The sequence below is a fragment of the Tenacibaculum profundi genome, from assembly GCF_052050075.1.
GTDB lineage: Bacteria > Bacteroidota > Bacteroidia > Flavobacteriales > Flavobacteriaceae > Polaribacter.
Genome location: NZ_CP197225.1, coordinates 246485 through 263644, shown reverse-complemented (window position 1 = coordinate 263644; position 17160 = coordinate 246485). Strand labels below are relative to the sequence as shown.

Genomic DNA, 17160 nt, shown 5'->3' with positions numbered 1-17160 from the left:
CATAATAAATGGAGTTTTTTTACTTATCTCAACGACGCATCAAAGTTTTTCTCGAAAGAATTTTGAAGCTTTTTCATTATTTTATCTATACGCTTATCATTCAATGTCTTGTTCTCATCCTGAAGTATAAAGCTCAATGCATAAGACTTTTTACCATCTGGTAATTTATCTCCCTCATAAACATCAAATAAATCAACATGTTTTAACAATTGTCGTTCAGACTGAAAAGCTAAATCGTGTAAATCTTTAAACTGAATTTTATTATCAATTAAAAGTGCTAAATCTCTTTTAACTAAGGGGTATTTTGGTAAGTCTTTTACTTTCTTACTTTTTGTACTGACAATATCTAAGATATTTTGCCAATTAAAATCAGCTAATAAAACCTGCTGTTTTATTGCAAATTTCTTAAGAATACTTCTCTTCACAACTCCAATCTCAACAAGTTTTATTTTACCTAGACTCAAACCTATTCCCTCAGAAAAAACATCCGTTTTAACAGGAGAAGTCTTCAAATCATTTAAACCCAACCTTGAAAATAATGAATTTACAACTCCTTTAAGGTAAAAGAAATCTGATGCTTCTGTTTTTAATTTCCAATTTTCTTTAGTTTTATTTCCTGTAATAAGTAGCATAAGGTGTTTCTGTTCCTCATAACCTTTTTCATACTTACAATATGTTTTGCCAAATTCGAAAAACTTCAATGAGTTTTGTTTTCTATTTAAATTATAACTAACACTTTCCAACCCACTGAACAATAACGATTGTCTCATCACTTTTAAATCATTACTAAGAGGGTTTAACATTTCAACATTATTATCTTCTTTGAAACTTTCAGTGAGTTCAATATACTCTGGTTTTGTTAAAGAATTAGACATTGTCTCATTAAAACCAAGAGAAACAAGTTGATTTGATATTATATTTTCAATTTTGATATCTACATTTTTATCAAAAGATATTGATGTATTTAACTTATGTGAGAATTCTATATTGTTGTATCCATATACTCTCAAAATTTCTTCTATGATATCCGCTTCTCTCTGCACATCAACTCTATATGATGGAATTGTTAAACCAAGTCCAGCCTCAGTTGCACTATTTATTTTGATATCTAAAGAAGCTAGGATATTTTTAATTGTTTCCTTTGGAATTTCTTGACCAATCAACCTATAGGTATTCTTAAAAGATAAAAAAACCTGAAAATCTTCCATTTTTTCTGGATAATAATCAAGTACATCTGAAGATAATTTACCGCCTGCATATTCCTCTATTAATAAAGCTGCTCTTTTTAAGGCGTATTTAGTCATATTAATATCAATTCCTCTTTCAAATCTAAATGAGGCATCTGTATTTACAGCATGACGTTTTGCTGTTTTTCTAATAGAAACAGGATCAAAATAAGCACTTTCAAGAAAAACCGAAGTTGTATTTTCAGAAACCCCTGACTCTAAACCACCTAAAACCCCCGCAATACACAAAGGGTTTTCATCAACATCGCAAATCATTATATCATCAGCCGATAATTTTCTCTCAATACCATCCAGAGTTTTAAAAGATGTTCCTTCATCAAGAGTTTTAACTAGAACTTTATTACCTCTTATTTTTGTAGCATCAAAAGCGTGAAGCGGTTGACCTAACTCGTGCAACACATAATTTGTTATGTCTACTATATTATTTTTGGGATTAATACCAATAGCCTTTAATCTATTTTGAATCCATTTAGGAGAATCTTTAACTTCTATATCTGTTATTGTTATTCCGTCGTACCTTGGAACTAAATCTTTATCAGAAACTTCAATATCAATTTTTAAAACTCTTTCATCTACATGAAAATCAGACACAGAAGGCGTAATTAATTCTAAATTTGTTCCTTGCTGTATTAAGCCTGCTCGTAAATCTCTAGCAACACCATAATGACTCATTGCGTCTGATCGATTCGGTGTCAATCCTATTTCAAACACATAATCGGTTTCAATATTAAAAACATCTGCACAAGCAGTACCTACCTCAATACTCTCATCTAAAACCATAATACCATCATGTCCTTTGCCTAACCCTAATTCATCTTCAGCACAAATCATCCCATGACTCTCCTCTCCTCGTATTTTTCCTTTTTTGATTTTAAACTCATTACCATCTTGATCATACAATTTTGTTCCAATGGTCGCCACAGGTACTTTTAAACCTACTTCTACATTTGGAGCTCCACAAACTATCTTTACTTTATTTTCAGTACCTAAATTAACTGTTGTAACTTTTAATTTGTCTGCATTTGGATGTTTCTCACAGGTTAAAACTTCTCCTACAACAACTCCATCTAAACCTCCTTTTATACTTTCAACCTTTTCAACACCCTCTACCTCAAGCCCTAAATCGGTAAGTAATTCTCCTGTCTTTTCTACTTCTAATTGAATGTTTAAAAATTGTTTTAACCAATTGTATGATATTTTCATCTTTAAAGAGTCTAATTTATATCGCAAATTTACAATAATTAATGAAAAAAACTTTAACATTACCATTATTCATGTCTAAATATCAATTAGTTTTTTTTGTAAAATAAAACTTGTTCACAAGCTGTAATTAACTAGAAAAAATTAAAACAACACTTAAAAAAAACACAACAACCTCATAAAAAGATACTTATAGCTATTTTTATTTTATTAAGAAAGTGCTAAACTCATAAATTTTGTTTGTATTTACAAATCAAAAAGAAAGAACAATAGTAATGTCTTTAACATTTTAAAGTTATTTTTGCGCATTATAATTGTTTATACTATTTTACAATTGTGGAACTCCCAAAATTTTAAAAGCATTATATCATGAATTACAATGCATCTATAGAAGAAGAAAATAAGGAAATAGCCAATCGCTACAAAGACCTACTAAAAGGTACTTATCAGATGCTAACAGATGACGATAAAAAGTTAATTCGCAAAGCTTTTGAAATATCTGTTGAAGCGCATTCTAAACAGAGAAGAAAAACAGGAGAACCCTATATTTATCATCCCATTGCTGTGGCTAAAATTGTTGCTTACGAAATTGGTTTAGGAGCAACATCAATTGCTGCTGCGCTTTTACACGATGTCGTTGAAGATACGCATTATACTGTAGAAGACATAGAAAGACTTTTTGGAGAAAACATAGCGAAAATTGTTAGTGGCTTGACTAAAATTTCAAATCTTAAAAAAGAACAAGACTATTCCATACAAGCTGAAAATTTCAGAAAGATGCTACTAACTTTGCATGACGATGTGCGTGTTATTCTTATCAAAATTGCGGATAGGTACCATAACATGCAAACTATGGATTCAATGCCTCCACATAAACAAGTGAAAATTGCCTCTGAAACTCTCTATATATATGCTCCATTAGCCCATCGGTTAGGACTTTACAACATCAAAACAGAGCTAGAAGATCTTGGTCTAAAATATACTGAGCCTGATGTATATAATGCAATTTTAAATAAAATTAAAGATAGTAAAGAGGAACAACAACGTTACATCAATAGTTTTACAGAAATATTAAAAACAGCACTTGATAAAGAAAATTTCCTATACGAAATAAAAGGTCGGTTTAAATCCATTTTTTCCATAAGGAGAAAAATGAGAAAACAAAATGTTTCATTTGATGAAGTCTATGATAAATTTGCGATTAGAATAATTTACAAACCTACTTCAAAAGATGAAAAATTTGACGCATGGAAAATATATTCAATAGTAACTGACTTCTTTAAACCTAATCCTGCAAGACTTAGAGACTGGATTTCTCAGCCAAAATCTACTGGATATGAAGCACTTCATATCACCGTTATTGGACCTGAATCAAAATGGGTTGAAGTTCAAATTAGATCTCAAAGAATGGATGAAATAGCCGAAAAAGGATATGCCGCGCATTTTAAATACAAACAAGGTAATGTAAGTGAAAATGGTTTAGAAGACTGGCTCAATAAGTTAAAAGAAACATTAGAAAATCAAAGTATTAATGCAATTGATTTCGTAGAAGATTTTAAACTTAATCTTTATGCTAAAGAAATTTATGTTTTTACTCCTAGAGGAGATCTAAAATCTCTTCCAAAAGGAGCTTCTGCTTTAGATTTTGCTTTCTCAGTGCATACGGATGTAGGGTTAAAATGTAGAGGTGCTAAAGTAAACGGAAAACTTGTTCCTTTGAGTCACGAACTTAAAAGTGGTGATCAAGTTGAAGTGCTAACTGCTCAAAATAATAAACCAAATGTTAGATGGTTAGATTTTGTATTAACAGCCAGAGCAAGAACAAAAATTAAATCTGCTCTTAAGGCAGAAGAAAAGAAAATAGCTGAGGAAGGAAAAGCAATATTAATGCGAAAACTAAGGCATCTTAAAATTAGTACAACTGAAAAAACATTACATGAAATTGCAAGCTATTTTGGATTAAAAACAAGCTTTGATCTTTTTTACCGTGTTGGTAATGGAGCTATAGACAACACCAAACTTAAAGAGTTTGTTGGACAAAGAAGTGGTCCCTTAATGAGCTTTATTAAAAGTACTTTTAGACGAACACCATCGAAAATAGTATCAGAAAAAGAAGAAGTAACAAGTAACTTTGACTCCTTAGTTTTTGGTAAAGATGAACAAACTCTTGACTATACTTTATCTAAGTGTTGTAACCCTATTCCTGGAGATAAAGTTTTTGGCTTTGTAACCATTAATGAAGGAATTAAAGTTCATAAAAATAATTGTCCAAATGCTATTTCACTACAATCAAACTATGCTTATAGAATTATGCCTGCTAAGTGGATTGATTCTACTCAACAAGAATATAAAATAACATTAAAATTTTCTGGAATAGATAAAAAAGGAATAGCCAATAATATAACTAGAATAGTTTCAAACAGTATTGACACCTACATATATGGAATCAATATAACAGGTGATGATGGCGTTTTTGAGGGAAATATTACCATAGGTGTTAAAAATAAAGCTCAAGTAAATAATTTGATTGATAAGATGAAAAAAATTGATGGTGTTCAAAAAGTAGATCGCGTCAATACTTTGTAAATATCATTTTAACTTAATGTTTAATATATAAATTAAAAATGTAAATTTGTGTTTCGTAAAATTCCAAAAGAATGAGTAACTCGGAAGAAAATCAAGAAATTGTAAAAAAAGTTTTCACTTCTTTTTTAGAAGAAAATAAGCACCGTAAAACACCTGAGCGTTATGCAATTTTGCAAGAAATATATGATGCTGATGAGCATTTTGATATAGAATCTTTATATATCAAAATGAAAAACAAGAATTATAGAGTAAGTAGAGCAACTCTATATAACACAATTGATTTGTTATTAGACTGCGGATTAGTCAGAAAACACCAGTTTGAAGGACAATCAATGGCTCGTTATGAAAAAAGTTATTTTGACAAAAATCATGATCATGTTATTTTAACAGATTCTGGTGAAGTTAAAGAATTTTGCGATCCGAGAATACAAATAATAAAAAAAACAATTGAAGAGGTTTTTGATATTAATATTCACAATCACTCTCTTTATTTCTACGGAACTAAAAAAAAATAAAGGAATTATAACAATTACATATAAACTATTTAACAATACACACTAGATGGCAGTAGATTTATTACTTGGTCTTCAATGGGGAGACGAAGGAAAAGGTAAGATTGTAGATGTACTTACCAAAGACTACGACATTATTGCTCGTTTTCAAGGTGGACCGAATGCTGGTCATACTTTAATTTTTGATGGTAATAAGCACGTGTTACATACAATACCTTCAGGGATTTTTCATAAAACAGCATTAAATGTTGTAGGAAATGGAGTAGTTATTGATCCAGTTATATTTAGAAAAGAACTTGAAAATTTAGATCAACATAACATTGATTACACTTCAAAATTATTAATTTCAAAAAAAGCGCATTTAATACTTCCTACACATAGGCTCCTTGATGCTGCTTCTGAAACCTCAAAAGGTAAAGCTAAAATAGGATCAACTTTGAAAGGTATAGGACCTACCTACATGGATAAAACAGGTAGAAACGGTATGCGAGTTGGTGATTTAGAACTTGATGATTGGAAAGAACGCTACAATTTATTAACAGATAAGCATCTTAAAATGTTGGCTTTTTTTGATGTTGATATTCAATTTGATTTAAAGGAATTAGAAAATGAATTTATCAAAGGAATTGAAAAACTAAGATCTTTAAAATTTATTGACTCGGAAGAATTTTTAAATACAGCAATTAAAGAGAATAAAAAAATACTAGCTGAAGGAGCACAAGGATCTTTATTAGATATTGATTTTGGTACTTATCCTTTTGTTACATCTTCTAATACAACTGCTGCTGGAGCTTGTACTGGTTTAGGGATTGCTCCAAATAAAATCGGTGATGTTTTTGGAATTTTCAAAGCTTATACAACAAGAGTTGGTTCAGGTCCATTTCCTACTGAACTATTTGATAATGATGGTAAAAACATGGCTAAAATTGGAAATGAGTTTGGCGCTACTACTGGTCGTCCCCGTAGATGTGGTTGGCTCGATTTAATTGCTTTGAAGTACGCTGTTCAAATAAATGGTGTAACTCAATTAATGATGATGAAAGGTGATGTACTTTCTGGTTTCGAAACATTAAAAGTGTGTACTGCTTATAAACATAAAGGAAAAATAATAAAACACTTACCATATAATATTGAGCCTGAAAATGTAACACCAATATTTACCGAGTTCAAAGGATGGGAATCTGATTTAACCAAAATGTCAAGTTGTGATGAACTACCTCAAAACTTACTTGATTATATACTATTTATAGAAAAAGAAACTGAGGTACCAATAAAAATAATTTCTGTTGGACCAGATAGAAAACAAACAATTATTCGATAAAAGAGCTTAACTTTGAGGAGTTCTTTTATTTTAATAATTAATAGAATTCCTCAAATCTGTTCTGTATCTGCAATAACATTACGTGTAACTTTTCACATATCTATAGTTCTAAGTCTTGAACTAACAATATGGGTTTACATTACCATATTAAAATTTACAAATCATTATATTTTTTTAACTTCGGAAAGTATGTATTATTTTTAAGAATTCCCTCATCTTAGAAATAAAAATAAATTATAAATTTATCAATATAATTTTCAAATAAACCATTTAACGGACAATATATGTCATTCATCGTAGATTTAACTACTACCAACTTTTGTGGTTTTATTTATCGCTTAAAAAAAATATATTTGTTTAACACTAAAAGCCTACTTACTCAAAAGTTATGAACTTAAAAATTTTATTAGTTGAGGATGACGAAATCGAAAAATTAAAATTTGAACGTGCCTTAAAAAAAATATCTTCTCCTCACACTGTTATAAAAGCAGCAAATGGTGAAGAAGCCTTATCTATTTGCAGAGATATACTTCCTAATTTAATATTGCTGGATTTAAATATGCCAAAAATGAATGGACTCGAATTCTTAGACATTTTAAGAGCAGACGAAAATTTAAAATTTGTACCGACTGTAATATTCTCAACTTCAAATAATCATCAAGATATGATCAATGCATACAAGGTTGGTATAGCCGGTTACGTAGTTAAACCTCTACATTATTCAGATTATGTAAATCAAATAGAAAAAATAATTGATTACTGGTCGATAAATGAACTAGTATCTCTATAATATCTTTTTATCATGAGTCTTCATTAAAAAATCATTATCCCCCACTACAAATGAAAGGAATCGTTTTTACCGAATTTTTGGAAATGGTAGAGAATAAATATGGAATAGAAACAGTTGATAAAATAATTACTGAATCTAATCTAGAATCAAGAGGAGCTTATACTTCTGTTGGCACCTATGAATTCAAGGAACTTGAAATTTTAATCAAAAAATTAAGTCAAAATACAAAAATTACCTCTCAAAATTTAATGCATCTTTATGGCATTTATTTTTTTGATACCTTAACAAAAAATTATTTAAATCTTTTTGATCATTATAAAGATGCTTTACAATTAATTTCAGGGATAGAAAAACACATTCATGTCGAGGTACGAAAAATGTACCCTGATGCTGAACTACCTTATTTTGAAACTCATGAAAGTTCTGATAGTAAACTGGTTATTGAATACAACTCAGAAAGAGCAATGTACTCTTTTGCTCTAGGTTTAATTGAACGTACTCTAGATCACTATAAAGAGAATGCTAAAGTTATTATGAAGCTATTAAACAATTCGGGAACTAGAGTTTTATTTACTATAATTAAAAATGCTTAATGACAAAATAAGTATATTAGAGAGAGCCCTTTTAAGGGAAAGGAAAGCTAGAAAAGAGGCAGAAGAAATTTTAGAGAAAAAATCTTTTGAATTATACAAAACCCAAAAACAGATTGAAGAATTATATGATGATAGAAATGCTCAATTAAAGTTAATCGTTGATAACTCTTCTTTAGGAATTGTTTTATCTCAAAACGAGAAACTTATCACCATAAATAGAGCTCTAGTAAATCTTTTAGGATATTCATATCAAGAACTGTTATCCATGAGAATTAGTGATGATTTAACTCATCCAGAAGATGTTGAAGAAACAGAGTATCAAACTAATTTATTAGAAACAAATAAGATTGATAGATTTTCAATACAAAAAAGATATTTAAGAAAAGATGGTAGTTATGTATTATGTAAGACCAATGTAAGTGCTGTAAGAGATAAAAAAGGTGAGGTAAAATATCAAGTTGCATTAATAGAAAATGTGACCGAAATAAATAAGAAAACAAAAATGCTTAACACTCTAAATAAACTTTCTGTATCTATATTAGGTAAAAGAGATCTTTATGAAATAGGTTGGGAAATAGCAAAAACAACAGCAGAACACTTACAATTAGAAGATTGTGTAGTTTATTCTGTAAATTTGGAAACAGGCATACTCACACAAATTGCTACAGCATCTCATTCTCTTTACAAAGGAAATGATAAAACAAACCTCTTTGAATTAACTATAAATGAAGGAATTGTTGGAAAATCAGTCAGAACATCTGAGTATCAGATGGTAAATGACACTTCTAAATGCTTAGATTATCTTGTTGATGATAGTTTTAGATATTCTGAGTTAGCTGTTCCAATTATTGCTAATGGAAAAGTCATTGGTGTAATAGATTCAGAGAACAGCAAAAAAAATTACTTTAATTTTGAACATGTTGAAGTGTTTAAAAATATCGCAAGTTTAGCATCAGCGCAGTTTAATAGTGCTATTAGCCTAGCAAAAGAAAAGAAAACTCAACTAGAAAAAGACAAATTACTTATTAAACTTGAGAAAAATAATGAAGAATTAAAAAACTTTGCTCATGTAGTTTCGCATGACCTAAAATCTCCATTAAGAAGTATGTCCGCATTAATTTCTTGGATTAAAGAAGATAATAGTGAAGTTTTTGACCAAGAAACATCTAACAACTGTAACCTGTTATTAGCTAAAATTCATAAAATGGATTCTCTAATCAACGGTATTTTAAAATATTCTAGTATTGATAAGATTGAAAAAGTAAGTACCAACGTAAATTTACAGAGAGTTGTTGAAGAAATTATTGAAACAATTTATATCCCTGAAAAAATAAATATCAAATTAAAAAATAAACTTCCTGTAATTCTTGGAGATAAATTTAGATACCAACAATTGTTTCAAAATTTAATTAGTAATGCTATAAAATATAACGATAAAGAACAAGGAGTTGTAGAAATAGATGTTTGTGAAAAGCAAAATACTTTCTTATTTTCAATAAAAGATAATGGAATTGGTATTGCTAAAAAATATCACTCAAAAATATTTGAAGTATTTGAAACTCTCGGCCAACATAATGATAATTCAACAGGAATAGGTTTATCAATTGTAAAAAAAATAATTGATCTGTATGAAGGTAAAATTTGGATTGAGAGTGAACATAATAAAGGAACGTGTTTCTTTTTCGAACTATCTAAAATGCGATATTAAACTTCATAAAAAAACCTCATCAATTTAACTTTAATGAGGAATTCGAGGGACTTTTTTAAGAATACTTAATTATTCCAATACAATAAATTTACTAAATAAGTTAATTTTTCAAGACTAAAATAGCTAAGCATACAGTTTTGATCTATTAATAACATCTTTTTTCATATTAATAACATTAACACAAAAACTTCGATACCTATAATTAGTAACGAAGTTTCTTATTTAATAAGCATTACTGATATTTATTTTTTATAATTGTTAAAAAAATATCCTTGCTATTTCTTTTTCATGTTTTGTAATCTAAAATATTTACTAAGGTTAGTGTTATAGACCTATAATATATTATTTAAATATAAATAAGATTCTAAAAATAATCCTACTACTTAAATTTAATTTTATTAGTGAAGTGATATTTTTTGTAATTTTATTAAGTATTTCCATTTTATTTCCAAAATACATTTCAAGTTTTCTATTATGTTTTAATTCTTTAATAAGTCCTTCAAAATCTCCATAGTTGGAATTAAAATCAGCATGAATGTAACCCACATACTGTATTTCAGAAATACTATAAAAGTATCTAGCACCCGCTTTAATTGCCATAGATTTCCCCTGGTTTTTCTTTTTATTAATAATGGTTACCCTTTGGAAAAACTCATTTTTTAATTTATTTAAAATATTTAATGTACCATCGTTGCTTCCATCGTTAACAAAACATATCTGTATCTCATTAAAATCTGTCAAACATCTTCTAAAAGTCTCTACATTCAATCTCTTTTCTTCATTATAGCATGGAATAATGATACCTACCTTCATATTTATAATGTTTGCAACAAATTTAAAACTAATGCTTTTCCATTTTAAATTAAAATCGTTGAATGTAAAATGAATAACGGTTAAGCACATAAAATTCGAGGTAAGTTATATCTGAATTTCTCCTCTCTTTATCATATTGTATACTGTACTTTTCCCAATACCTAAGGCTTTTGAAGTCAAAGAAACATTATTTCTATATTTCAAAAGATAAGTCTTAATGATTTCAACTGTATGTTCTTTCAACGTCTTATCTGTTAAATACTCAGGTTTTTTTGTCAACTCGCAATTATTAAAAATAATGTTATCTTCAGTTATGTTGTTATCATCAGATAAAACGACTGCCAATTCTACTATAGATTTCAACTCTCTGATATTTCCATTATAATTATGAGTACATAATTTATTCAAAGCCTTATTTGAAATTGAAAACTTATTTTTATGATTATTTTTTATAAAATAACTAACTAATAATGGTATATCTTCTATCCTGTTTCTTAAAGGAGGTAAATCTATCTTTAGCCCCATAAGCCGGTAATATAAATCTTCTCTAAAATTACCTTTATAAACTTCTTCTTTTAAATTTTTATGACTAGCACTAATTATTCTAATGTCTAAATCGATGTACTCATTTCCTCCTATCCTTGTTATTCTTTTTTCTTCAAGTACTCTCAATAATTTTTTTTGAAATTCTAAAGGAATTTCTGCAATTTCGTCAAAAAATACAGTCCCTTTATTAGCTAGCTCTAATTTTCCTATTTTTCTTCTATTTGCACCGGTAAAAGCTCCTTTTTCATAACCAAAAAGTTCACTTTCAATTAAGTTAAACGGGATCGCTGACATATTTAAGCTCACTAAACTTTCATTCATTCTACTTCCACTAAAATGAACTTTATTTGCTACTAACTCCTTACCTGTTCCTGTTTCTCCTGTTATGAAAATATTAATTGTTGAGCTTGCCCCTCTAGAGATCAAATCAAAAACTTTTTTAATTGGTTTACTCTCTCCAATGATATCAATATTATTAGTTTTTAACTTTTTATTCTCCTTTAATGATTTTATTTTTGTGTTTTCTCTTATTTTTAATACCGTTTCCCAAAGACTTTCTTTCGTTGTTTCTCCTTTATGTAAAAAATATGTAATTCCTAAACGGATTAACTGTTCTTTTAAATTTCTGTTGTTATCTAAATTAAACCCCAATAAGGTTACTTTAGGGTATTTTCTTCTTATTTCACCTATTAAATGCTCTATACCTTTATCAAATATAGGAATACTAATTGCAATTAAATTCCAATTTTTAATAGATACCTTCTTAAAATCAAAAAAACTATTGTATACAGTTACGGCATAATCAGGGTTAAGTTCTAAATGATATTTTAACACTTTTCCATACCATTCATCTTTTTCTAATAAACAAATACTAAACTTAATTATTTTACTCATTTTTAACTTTTTACTCCAAATTATGGAAATACTCTAATATTTGGAGTTAATGTCGATAAGCAATGTAATATTGTAGATGAACAGTTTTAAATTATCGATGATTAGACTCATTTGTCTTAAATATTTAGAACAATAATATCAATACTCTAAAATAATATTCCATAATTTGGAAAAATAAAAAAATAAAAAAACATCACAAGTAATTGAAAAACAGACACTTAACCTAAAAGGCATTTAAATTGTTACTAGAAATTAAATGTAAAGTTTAAAAAATGAAAATAGCAATTATTGGAAGCGGTTATGTTGGTCTTGTTACAGGTACTTGTTTTTCTGATATAGGTATTGATGTAACCTGTATTGATATCGATCAATCTAAAATTAAAAATCTAAAAGATGGAATTATTCCAATATATGAACCAGGCTTAAGTGAGATTATTAGGAGAAATACCAAAAAAAATAGACTCCACTTCTCCACTGACATTGAAGTAATAAATAACTGTAATATTATATTTATATGTGTCGGTACTCCCGAAACAGGTGATGGTAGTCCTAATTTAGATAATTTATTCAAAGTTGCGAAAGACGTCGGTAAATGTATTACAAATTATTCATTAATAATCGTTAAAAGTACTGTCCCTGTAGGAACTTCACAAAAAATAAATTACATCATTCAAAAAGAAATAGATAAAAGAGGTGTGCCTATTCAATTCGATATTGCCTCTAATCCTGAGTTTTTAAAAGAAGGAGCAGCAATAAGTGACTTCTTTAAGCCCGATAGAATAATAATAGGAACTGAAAGTGATAGGGCCAAAGAAATATTAAAAAAATTATATAAGCCTTTTACACTAAATGGCCATCCAATTATTTTTATGAATAATAATGCTGCTGAAATGACAAAATACGCGGCTAATTCTTTTTTAGCGACAAAAATCAGCTTCATGAACGATATCGCTAATTTATGTGAAAAACTAAGTGTTGACATTGATGAAGTAAGAAAAGGAATTGGTTCTGACCCTCGAATAGGTAATAAATTCATTTACTCTGGTGTTGGATATGGGGGATCTTGCTTTCCTAAAGATATAAAAGCCATTATTAAAATGGCAAATGATAATGACTATGAAATGAGAATTTTAAAAGCCGTTGAAAATATCAATAACGACCAGAAAGAAATTTTATATTCAAAAATTTTAAATTTTTTCAACAACGACCTTGAAAATAAAACGCTTACAATATGGGGATTAAGTTTCAAGCCTCAAACTAATGATATGAGAGAAGCTCCCTCCCTATCTCTTATTAAAAAACTATGTGAACAAAATGTAAATATTAAGGTTTATGATCCTGTAGCAATGTCAGAAGCCTATAAATATTTATCTGATTCCGTTGACTATTGTAATGATGAATACAAAGCAATTACAGACTCTGACGCCTTAGTAATAATGACTGAGTGGCAAGAGTTTAAGTATCCAGATTGGACAAGAATAAAAACATTAATGAAAGGTAACACCATATTTGATGGAAGAAATATTTTTCAAATTGATTCATTGAAAAAATTTGGATTTAGTTATATCTCAATCGGTAGACCTTCTGTATTAAATGGGAAAATTCTAAAATCAAATACCATTGATACATTATGATTAGAAAAAGAATTTTGGTAACAGGTGGAGCTGGGTTTATTGGGTCTCATTTATGCGAAACTCTATTATTACAAGGGCATGAAGTATTTTGTCTTGATAATTTTTTCACAGGAAATAAAGAAAATATTGTTCACCTTCAGGATAATAATTATTTTGAATTAATTAGACATGACGTTGTAGATCCCTTTCTAATTGAAACCGATGAAATATATAATTTAGCTTGTCCTGCCTCACCGATTCATTATCAATATAATTCCATAAAAACAATGAAAACTTCAATAATGGGGGCTATAAATATGCTAGGCTTAGCTAAAAGAGTCAATGCGAAAATATTGCAAGCCTCAACCAGTGAAGTATATGGAGATCCTAAGATACATCCTCAAAATGAGAAATATTGGGGAAATGTTAACCCTATTGGTTTACGATCATGCTATGATGTTGGAAAAAGGGCTGCAGAAACACTCTTTATGGATTACCACAGACAAAATAACATTAAAATAAAAATTATTAGAATTTTTAATACTTATGGTCCAAAAATGTTGCCAAATGACGGAAGAGTAGTATCTAATTTTATCATTCAAGCTCTAACCAACCAAGAAATTACCATTTTTGGAGATGGTGCACAAACTAGAAGTTTTCAATATATAGACGATTTAATACAAGGGCTCTTAAAAATGATGAATTCGAAAGACACATTCATTGGTCCCGTAAATATTGGAAATACAAATGAATTTACGATCAAAGATTTAGCTAACAAGATTATTGAATTAACTAATTCAAAATCTAAAATAGTGTTCAAACCTCTCCCGTCAGATGATCCTTTAAGAAGAAAGCCTGATATTGAAAAAGCAAATAAAGAACTCAATTGGGAACCCAAAATAAATTTAGAAACTGGCTTGATTAAAACAATTACATATTTTGACAACCTTTTTCGAAAGAATTGCCAGTCAATAAAGTAAATACATAAACAAATTAAGAATTCTTATGAAAAAACTTATTTTAGTTATTGATGATGAATTAACAACTTGTGTTTTATTAGAAAATTTTCTAAAAAAAGAATATGATGTGGTTACGGTTAGTTCTGCGTTAGAAGCATTAAAAAAACTCACAGAATTTATTCCTGATTTAATAATAAGTGACATTCAAATGCCTCAAATGAATGGATTTAAATTACTAGAAGAAATAAGACTTATAGGTTTTTTAAAGCATACCCCCGTTATTATGTTATCAGGTAAAACTGAAAGTTCTGAAAGAATTCGATGTTACAGGACTGGTGCTCAAGATTACATTTCAAAACCTTTTAACCCTGAAGAGTTAAGAGAAGTAATTAAAAAAAATCTTTATCCTTTAAACTATTGTAGCTCATGGTAAAATTAAGTAATCTAAGAGTGTTATACATTGGCGAAAATGGGAAAAGATTTCTAAAAGCCTCTAAAAAATATACTTTCAACCTAGAGTATGTTAAGTGTAGTATGCAGGCTCTTAAGTTACTAAAAAATGAAAAAAAATATTCTTTAATTATTTGTGAATTTGAAATAGCAGGAAATAATGGCCTTTTCTTTTATGAAACACTCCAAAAAGAAAATCTTATTAATGCAATTCCCTTCATTTTAGTCACCAAAATCTTTGATAGATCAACTTATTTAAAAGCCTTTGAGATGAAACTTACAGACTACTTTGTTCTTCAAGAGAATACAACAGAAGATATTTTAAAAAGAGTAAATTCCTTATTTTATAAATCAAAAAAAAAGATAACTACAAAAAACAATTTAAATTCAGTAAGAAATTCTAAAGTATATAAACTTCCTTTATCAAAAAGAATTTGCGATGTTATTTTTTCTATAATTTTATTGGTTTTGTTATCTCCCATTTTAATAATAGTCATAATCGCTATCAAATTAGAATCAAGAGGTAAATTTTACTATATAACAAAAAGGGTTGGTAGAAAAACATTTAATTTTTATAAACTTAGATCCATGAGAACTGGATCAGACTCGTTACTTCAAAAATTATCAAAAAAGAAAAATATATATAATAAAAATCGAAAAATTGAAAAACCTAACGACGAGTGCCCTAGATGCAAAAAACTAAAAGGAAATAATAGTTGCTCTGCAATTTTGTATATCAATGAAAAAAAGATTTGTGAATATTGGAACAATATTAACAGAATAAGGACTTTGAATCAAAAATCAACGTTCATAAAAATCCCTAATGATCCAAGAGTCACCATTGTAGGTAAATTTATTCGAAATACAAGTATCGATGAATTACCTCAATTAATTAATGTACTAAAAGGTGATATGTCGATTGTTGGAAACAGACCTCTACCTTTATACGAGGCAGAACTGTTAACCAATGACCATATGTCTAAACGCTTCTTAGCTCCAGCAGGAATTACAGGATTATGGCAAGTTGAATTAAGAGGTAAAAAAGGTAATATGTCTGAAGAAGACAGAATAAAACTTGATAATATTTATTCAGAATACTTTACTGATAATAATTATTCCTTATGGTTTGATTTAAAAATCATCTTTAAAACAATTCCTGCTCTATTTCAAAAAGCATCCGTATGAATATGATATTAAATAAAACACATATATTACTGATTCCTATTCTTTTCAGCACCATTATTACTTGGTCCCAAGATGAAGACAATAGTAATACAAATCAGTTAGATATAGTAGATCTAATCATTCCTAAAATTGATGTACTTATTGAGGACGCCATAAACTATAATTCTATGGTGAAATTTCGAGAAAAAGAAATAGAAGCTAAATCAATTGATCATAAAAGATGGAAAAAATACTGGACCCGAAATTTCGGGTTTAGAGGTGAGGGTGTATATGGCACATTCAATAAGTTCTCAGCTAACGATAGCAATATTACAGAACCTGTAAACTCAATAACTTTAATAAACGAATTCAACTATAATATCGGAGCTTATTTTAGACTACCCATTGAAGATATTCTTACTCAAAAGAAACGAGTTCAAAGAGCTACGATTGAAATGAAACAAGCTGAAGATTTTTTAGAGTACGAAAAACAAGTTATTAAAGAAACGATTATAAGAAATTATAATCAATTATTATTAAATAAGAATGCTTTAAAAATAGCCATTAACAACCTTAACGACGCAGAAATTCAATCAAAAATGATTGATATTGAATACAAAAATGGAATATTAGACTTAAATGAATATTCAAGATTGAAAAATATAATTGCAACAATAAAAATAGAATATGAAAAATGGAAAAGTAGGTTTTTAACCTCAAAGATGCTTATTGAAAATATGATCGGTTACAAAATAAAATAAAAA

14 protein-coding genes are annotated in these 17160 nt (G+C 28.5%); 11 read left to right on the top strand and 3 right to left on the bottom strand.

What is annotated here, in order from left to right:
• Positions 1 to 23 precede the first annotated feature (23 nt).
• On the bottom strand, positions 24 to 2450 hold the full coding sequence (gene pheT / locus ACSIGE_RS00920; RefSeq protein WP_440880918.1) for a phenylalanine--tRNA ligase subunit beta: 2427 nt from the start codon (positions 2448 to 2450) through the stop codon (positions 24 to 26).
• Between the two features lie 366 nt (positions 2451 to 2816).
• Between pheT and ACSIGE_RS00915 the strand changes: the two genes are divergently transcribed.
• The 6 genes from ACSIGE_RS00915 to ACSIGE_RS00890 all read left to right on the top strand — a co-directional run bounded on the left by ACSIGE_RS00915 (position 2817) and on the right by ACSIGE_RS00890 (position 9957).
• On the top strand, positions 2817 to 5033 hold the full coding sequence (locus ACSIGE_RS00915) for a RelA/SpoT family protein (RefSeq protein WP_440880917.1): 2217 nt from the start codon (positions 2817 to 2819) through the stop codon (positions 5031 to 5033).
• 71 nt (positions 5034 to 5104) lie between these two features.
• Positions 5105 to 5548 carry a Fur family transcriptional regulator gene (locus ACSIGE_RS00910; protein WP_440880916.1) on the top strand — a complete coding sequence of 148 codons (444 nt, stop codon included), beginning with the start codon at positions 5105 to 5107 and terminating at the stop codon, positions 5546 to 5548.
• Positions 5549 to 5594: 46 nt separating this feature from the next.
• Positions 5595 to 6866 carry an adenylosuccinate synthase gene (locus ACSIGE_RS00905; protein WP_440880915.1) on the top strand — a complete coding sequence of 424 codons (1272 nt, stop codon included), beginning with the start codon at positions 5595 to 5597 and terminating at the stop codon, positions 6864 to 6866.
• Positions 6867 to 7254: 388 nt separating this feature from the next.
• On the top strand, positions 7255 to 7656 hold the full coding sequence (locus ACSIGE_RS00900; protein ID WP_440880914.1) for a response regulator: 402 nt from the start codon (positions 7255 to 7257) through the stop codon (positions 7654 to 7656).
• 50 nt (positions 7657 to 7706) lie between these two features.
• Positions 7707 to 8249 (top strand): heme NO-binding domain-containing protein, encoded by a 543-nt coding sequence (locus ACSIGE_RS00895; protein WP_440880913.1) that lies wholly within the window; start codon positions 7707 to 7709, stop codon positions 8247 to 8249.
• Positions 8242 to 9957 (top strand): ATP-binding protein, encoded by a 1716-nt coding sequence (locus ACSIGE_RS00890; RefSeq protein ID WP_440880912.1) that lies wholly within the window; start codon positions 8242 to 8244, stop codon positions 9955 to 9957. Before ACSIGE_RS00895 ends, ACSIGE_RS00890 begins: the two co-directional genes overlap by 8 nt.
• 342 nt (positions 9958 to 10299) lie before the next feature.
• Here ACSIGE_RS00890 and ACSIGE_RS00885 read toward each other — a convergent pair whose 3' ends face one another.
• Together ACSIGE_RS00885 and ACSIGE_RS00880 are read right to left on the bottom strand one after the other, a co-directional pair.
• The gene (locus ACSIGE_RS00885) at positions 10300 to 10770 is read right to left on the bottom strand and encodes a glycosyltransferase (RefSeq protein WP_440880911.1); all 471 of its coding nucleotides are present in this window, start codon (positions 10768 to 10770) and stop codon (positions 10300 to 10302) included.
• A 105-nt stretch (positions 10771 to 10875) separates the two neighbouring features.
• Positions 10876 to 12210 carry a sigma-54 interaction domain-containing protein gene (locus ACSIGE_RS00880; protein WP_440880910.1) on the bottom strand — a complete coding sequence of 445 codons (1335 nt, stop codon included), beginning with the start codon at positions 12208 to 12210 and terminating at the stop codon, positions 10876 to 10878.
• Between the two features lie 272 nt (positions 12211 to 12482).
• Between ACSIGE_RS00880 and ACSIGE_RS00875 the strand changes: the two genes are divergently transcribed.
• Genes ACSIGE_RS00875 through ACSIGE_RS00855 form a run of 5 tightly spaced genes read left to right on the top strand, consistent with a single transcriptional unit; the run spans position 12483 to position 17157 of the window.
• Positions 12483 to 13844 carry a UDP-glucose dehydrogenase family protein gene (locus tag ACSIGE_RS00875; RefSeq protein ID WP_440880909.1) on the top strand — a complete coding sequence of 454 codons (1362 nt, stop codon included), beginning with the start codon at positions 12483 to 12485 and terminating at the stop codon, positions 13842 to 13844.
• The gene (locus ACSIGE_RS00870; protein ID WP_440880908.1) at positions 13841 to 14803 is read left to right on the top strand and encodes a UDP-glucuronic acid decarboxylase family protein; all 963 of its coding nucleotides are present in this window, start codon (positions 13841 to 13843) and stop codon (positions 14801 to 14803) included. The genes ACSIGE_RS00875 and ACSIGE_RS00870 overlap by 4 nt, the downstream gene beginning before the upstream one ends.
• Positions 14804 to 14828: 25 nt before the next feature.
• Entirely contained in the window at positions 14829 to 15215 is a 387-nt protein-coding gene (locus ACSIGE_RS00865; protein ID WP_440880907.1) for a response regulator, read from the top strand.
• On the top strand, positions 15209 to 16417 hold the full coding sequence (locus tag ACSIGE_RS00860; protein WP_440880906.1) for a sugar transferase: 1209 nt from the start codon (positions 15209 to 15211) through the stop codon (positions 16415 to 16417). The genes ACSIGE_RS00865 and ACSIGE_RS00860 overlap by 7 nt, the downstream gene beginning before the upstream one ends.
• Positions 16414 to 17157, top strand: a complete 744-nt coding sequence (locus tag ACSIGE_RS00855; protein WP_440880905.1) for a TolC family protein — start codon at positions 16414 to 16416, stop codon at positions 17155 to 17157. Before ACSIGE_RS00860 ends, ACSIGE_RS00855 begins: the two co-directional genes overlap by 4 nt.
• The last annotated feature ends 3 nt before the right edge of the window (positions 17158 to 17160 follow it).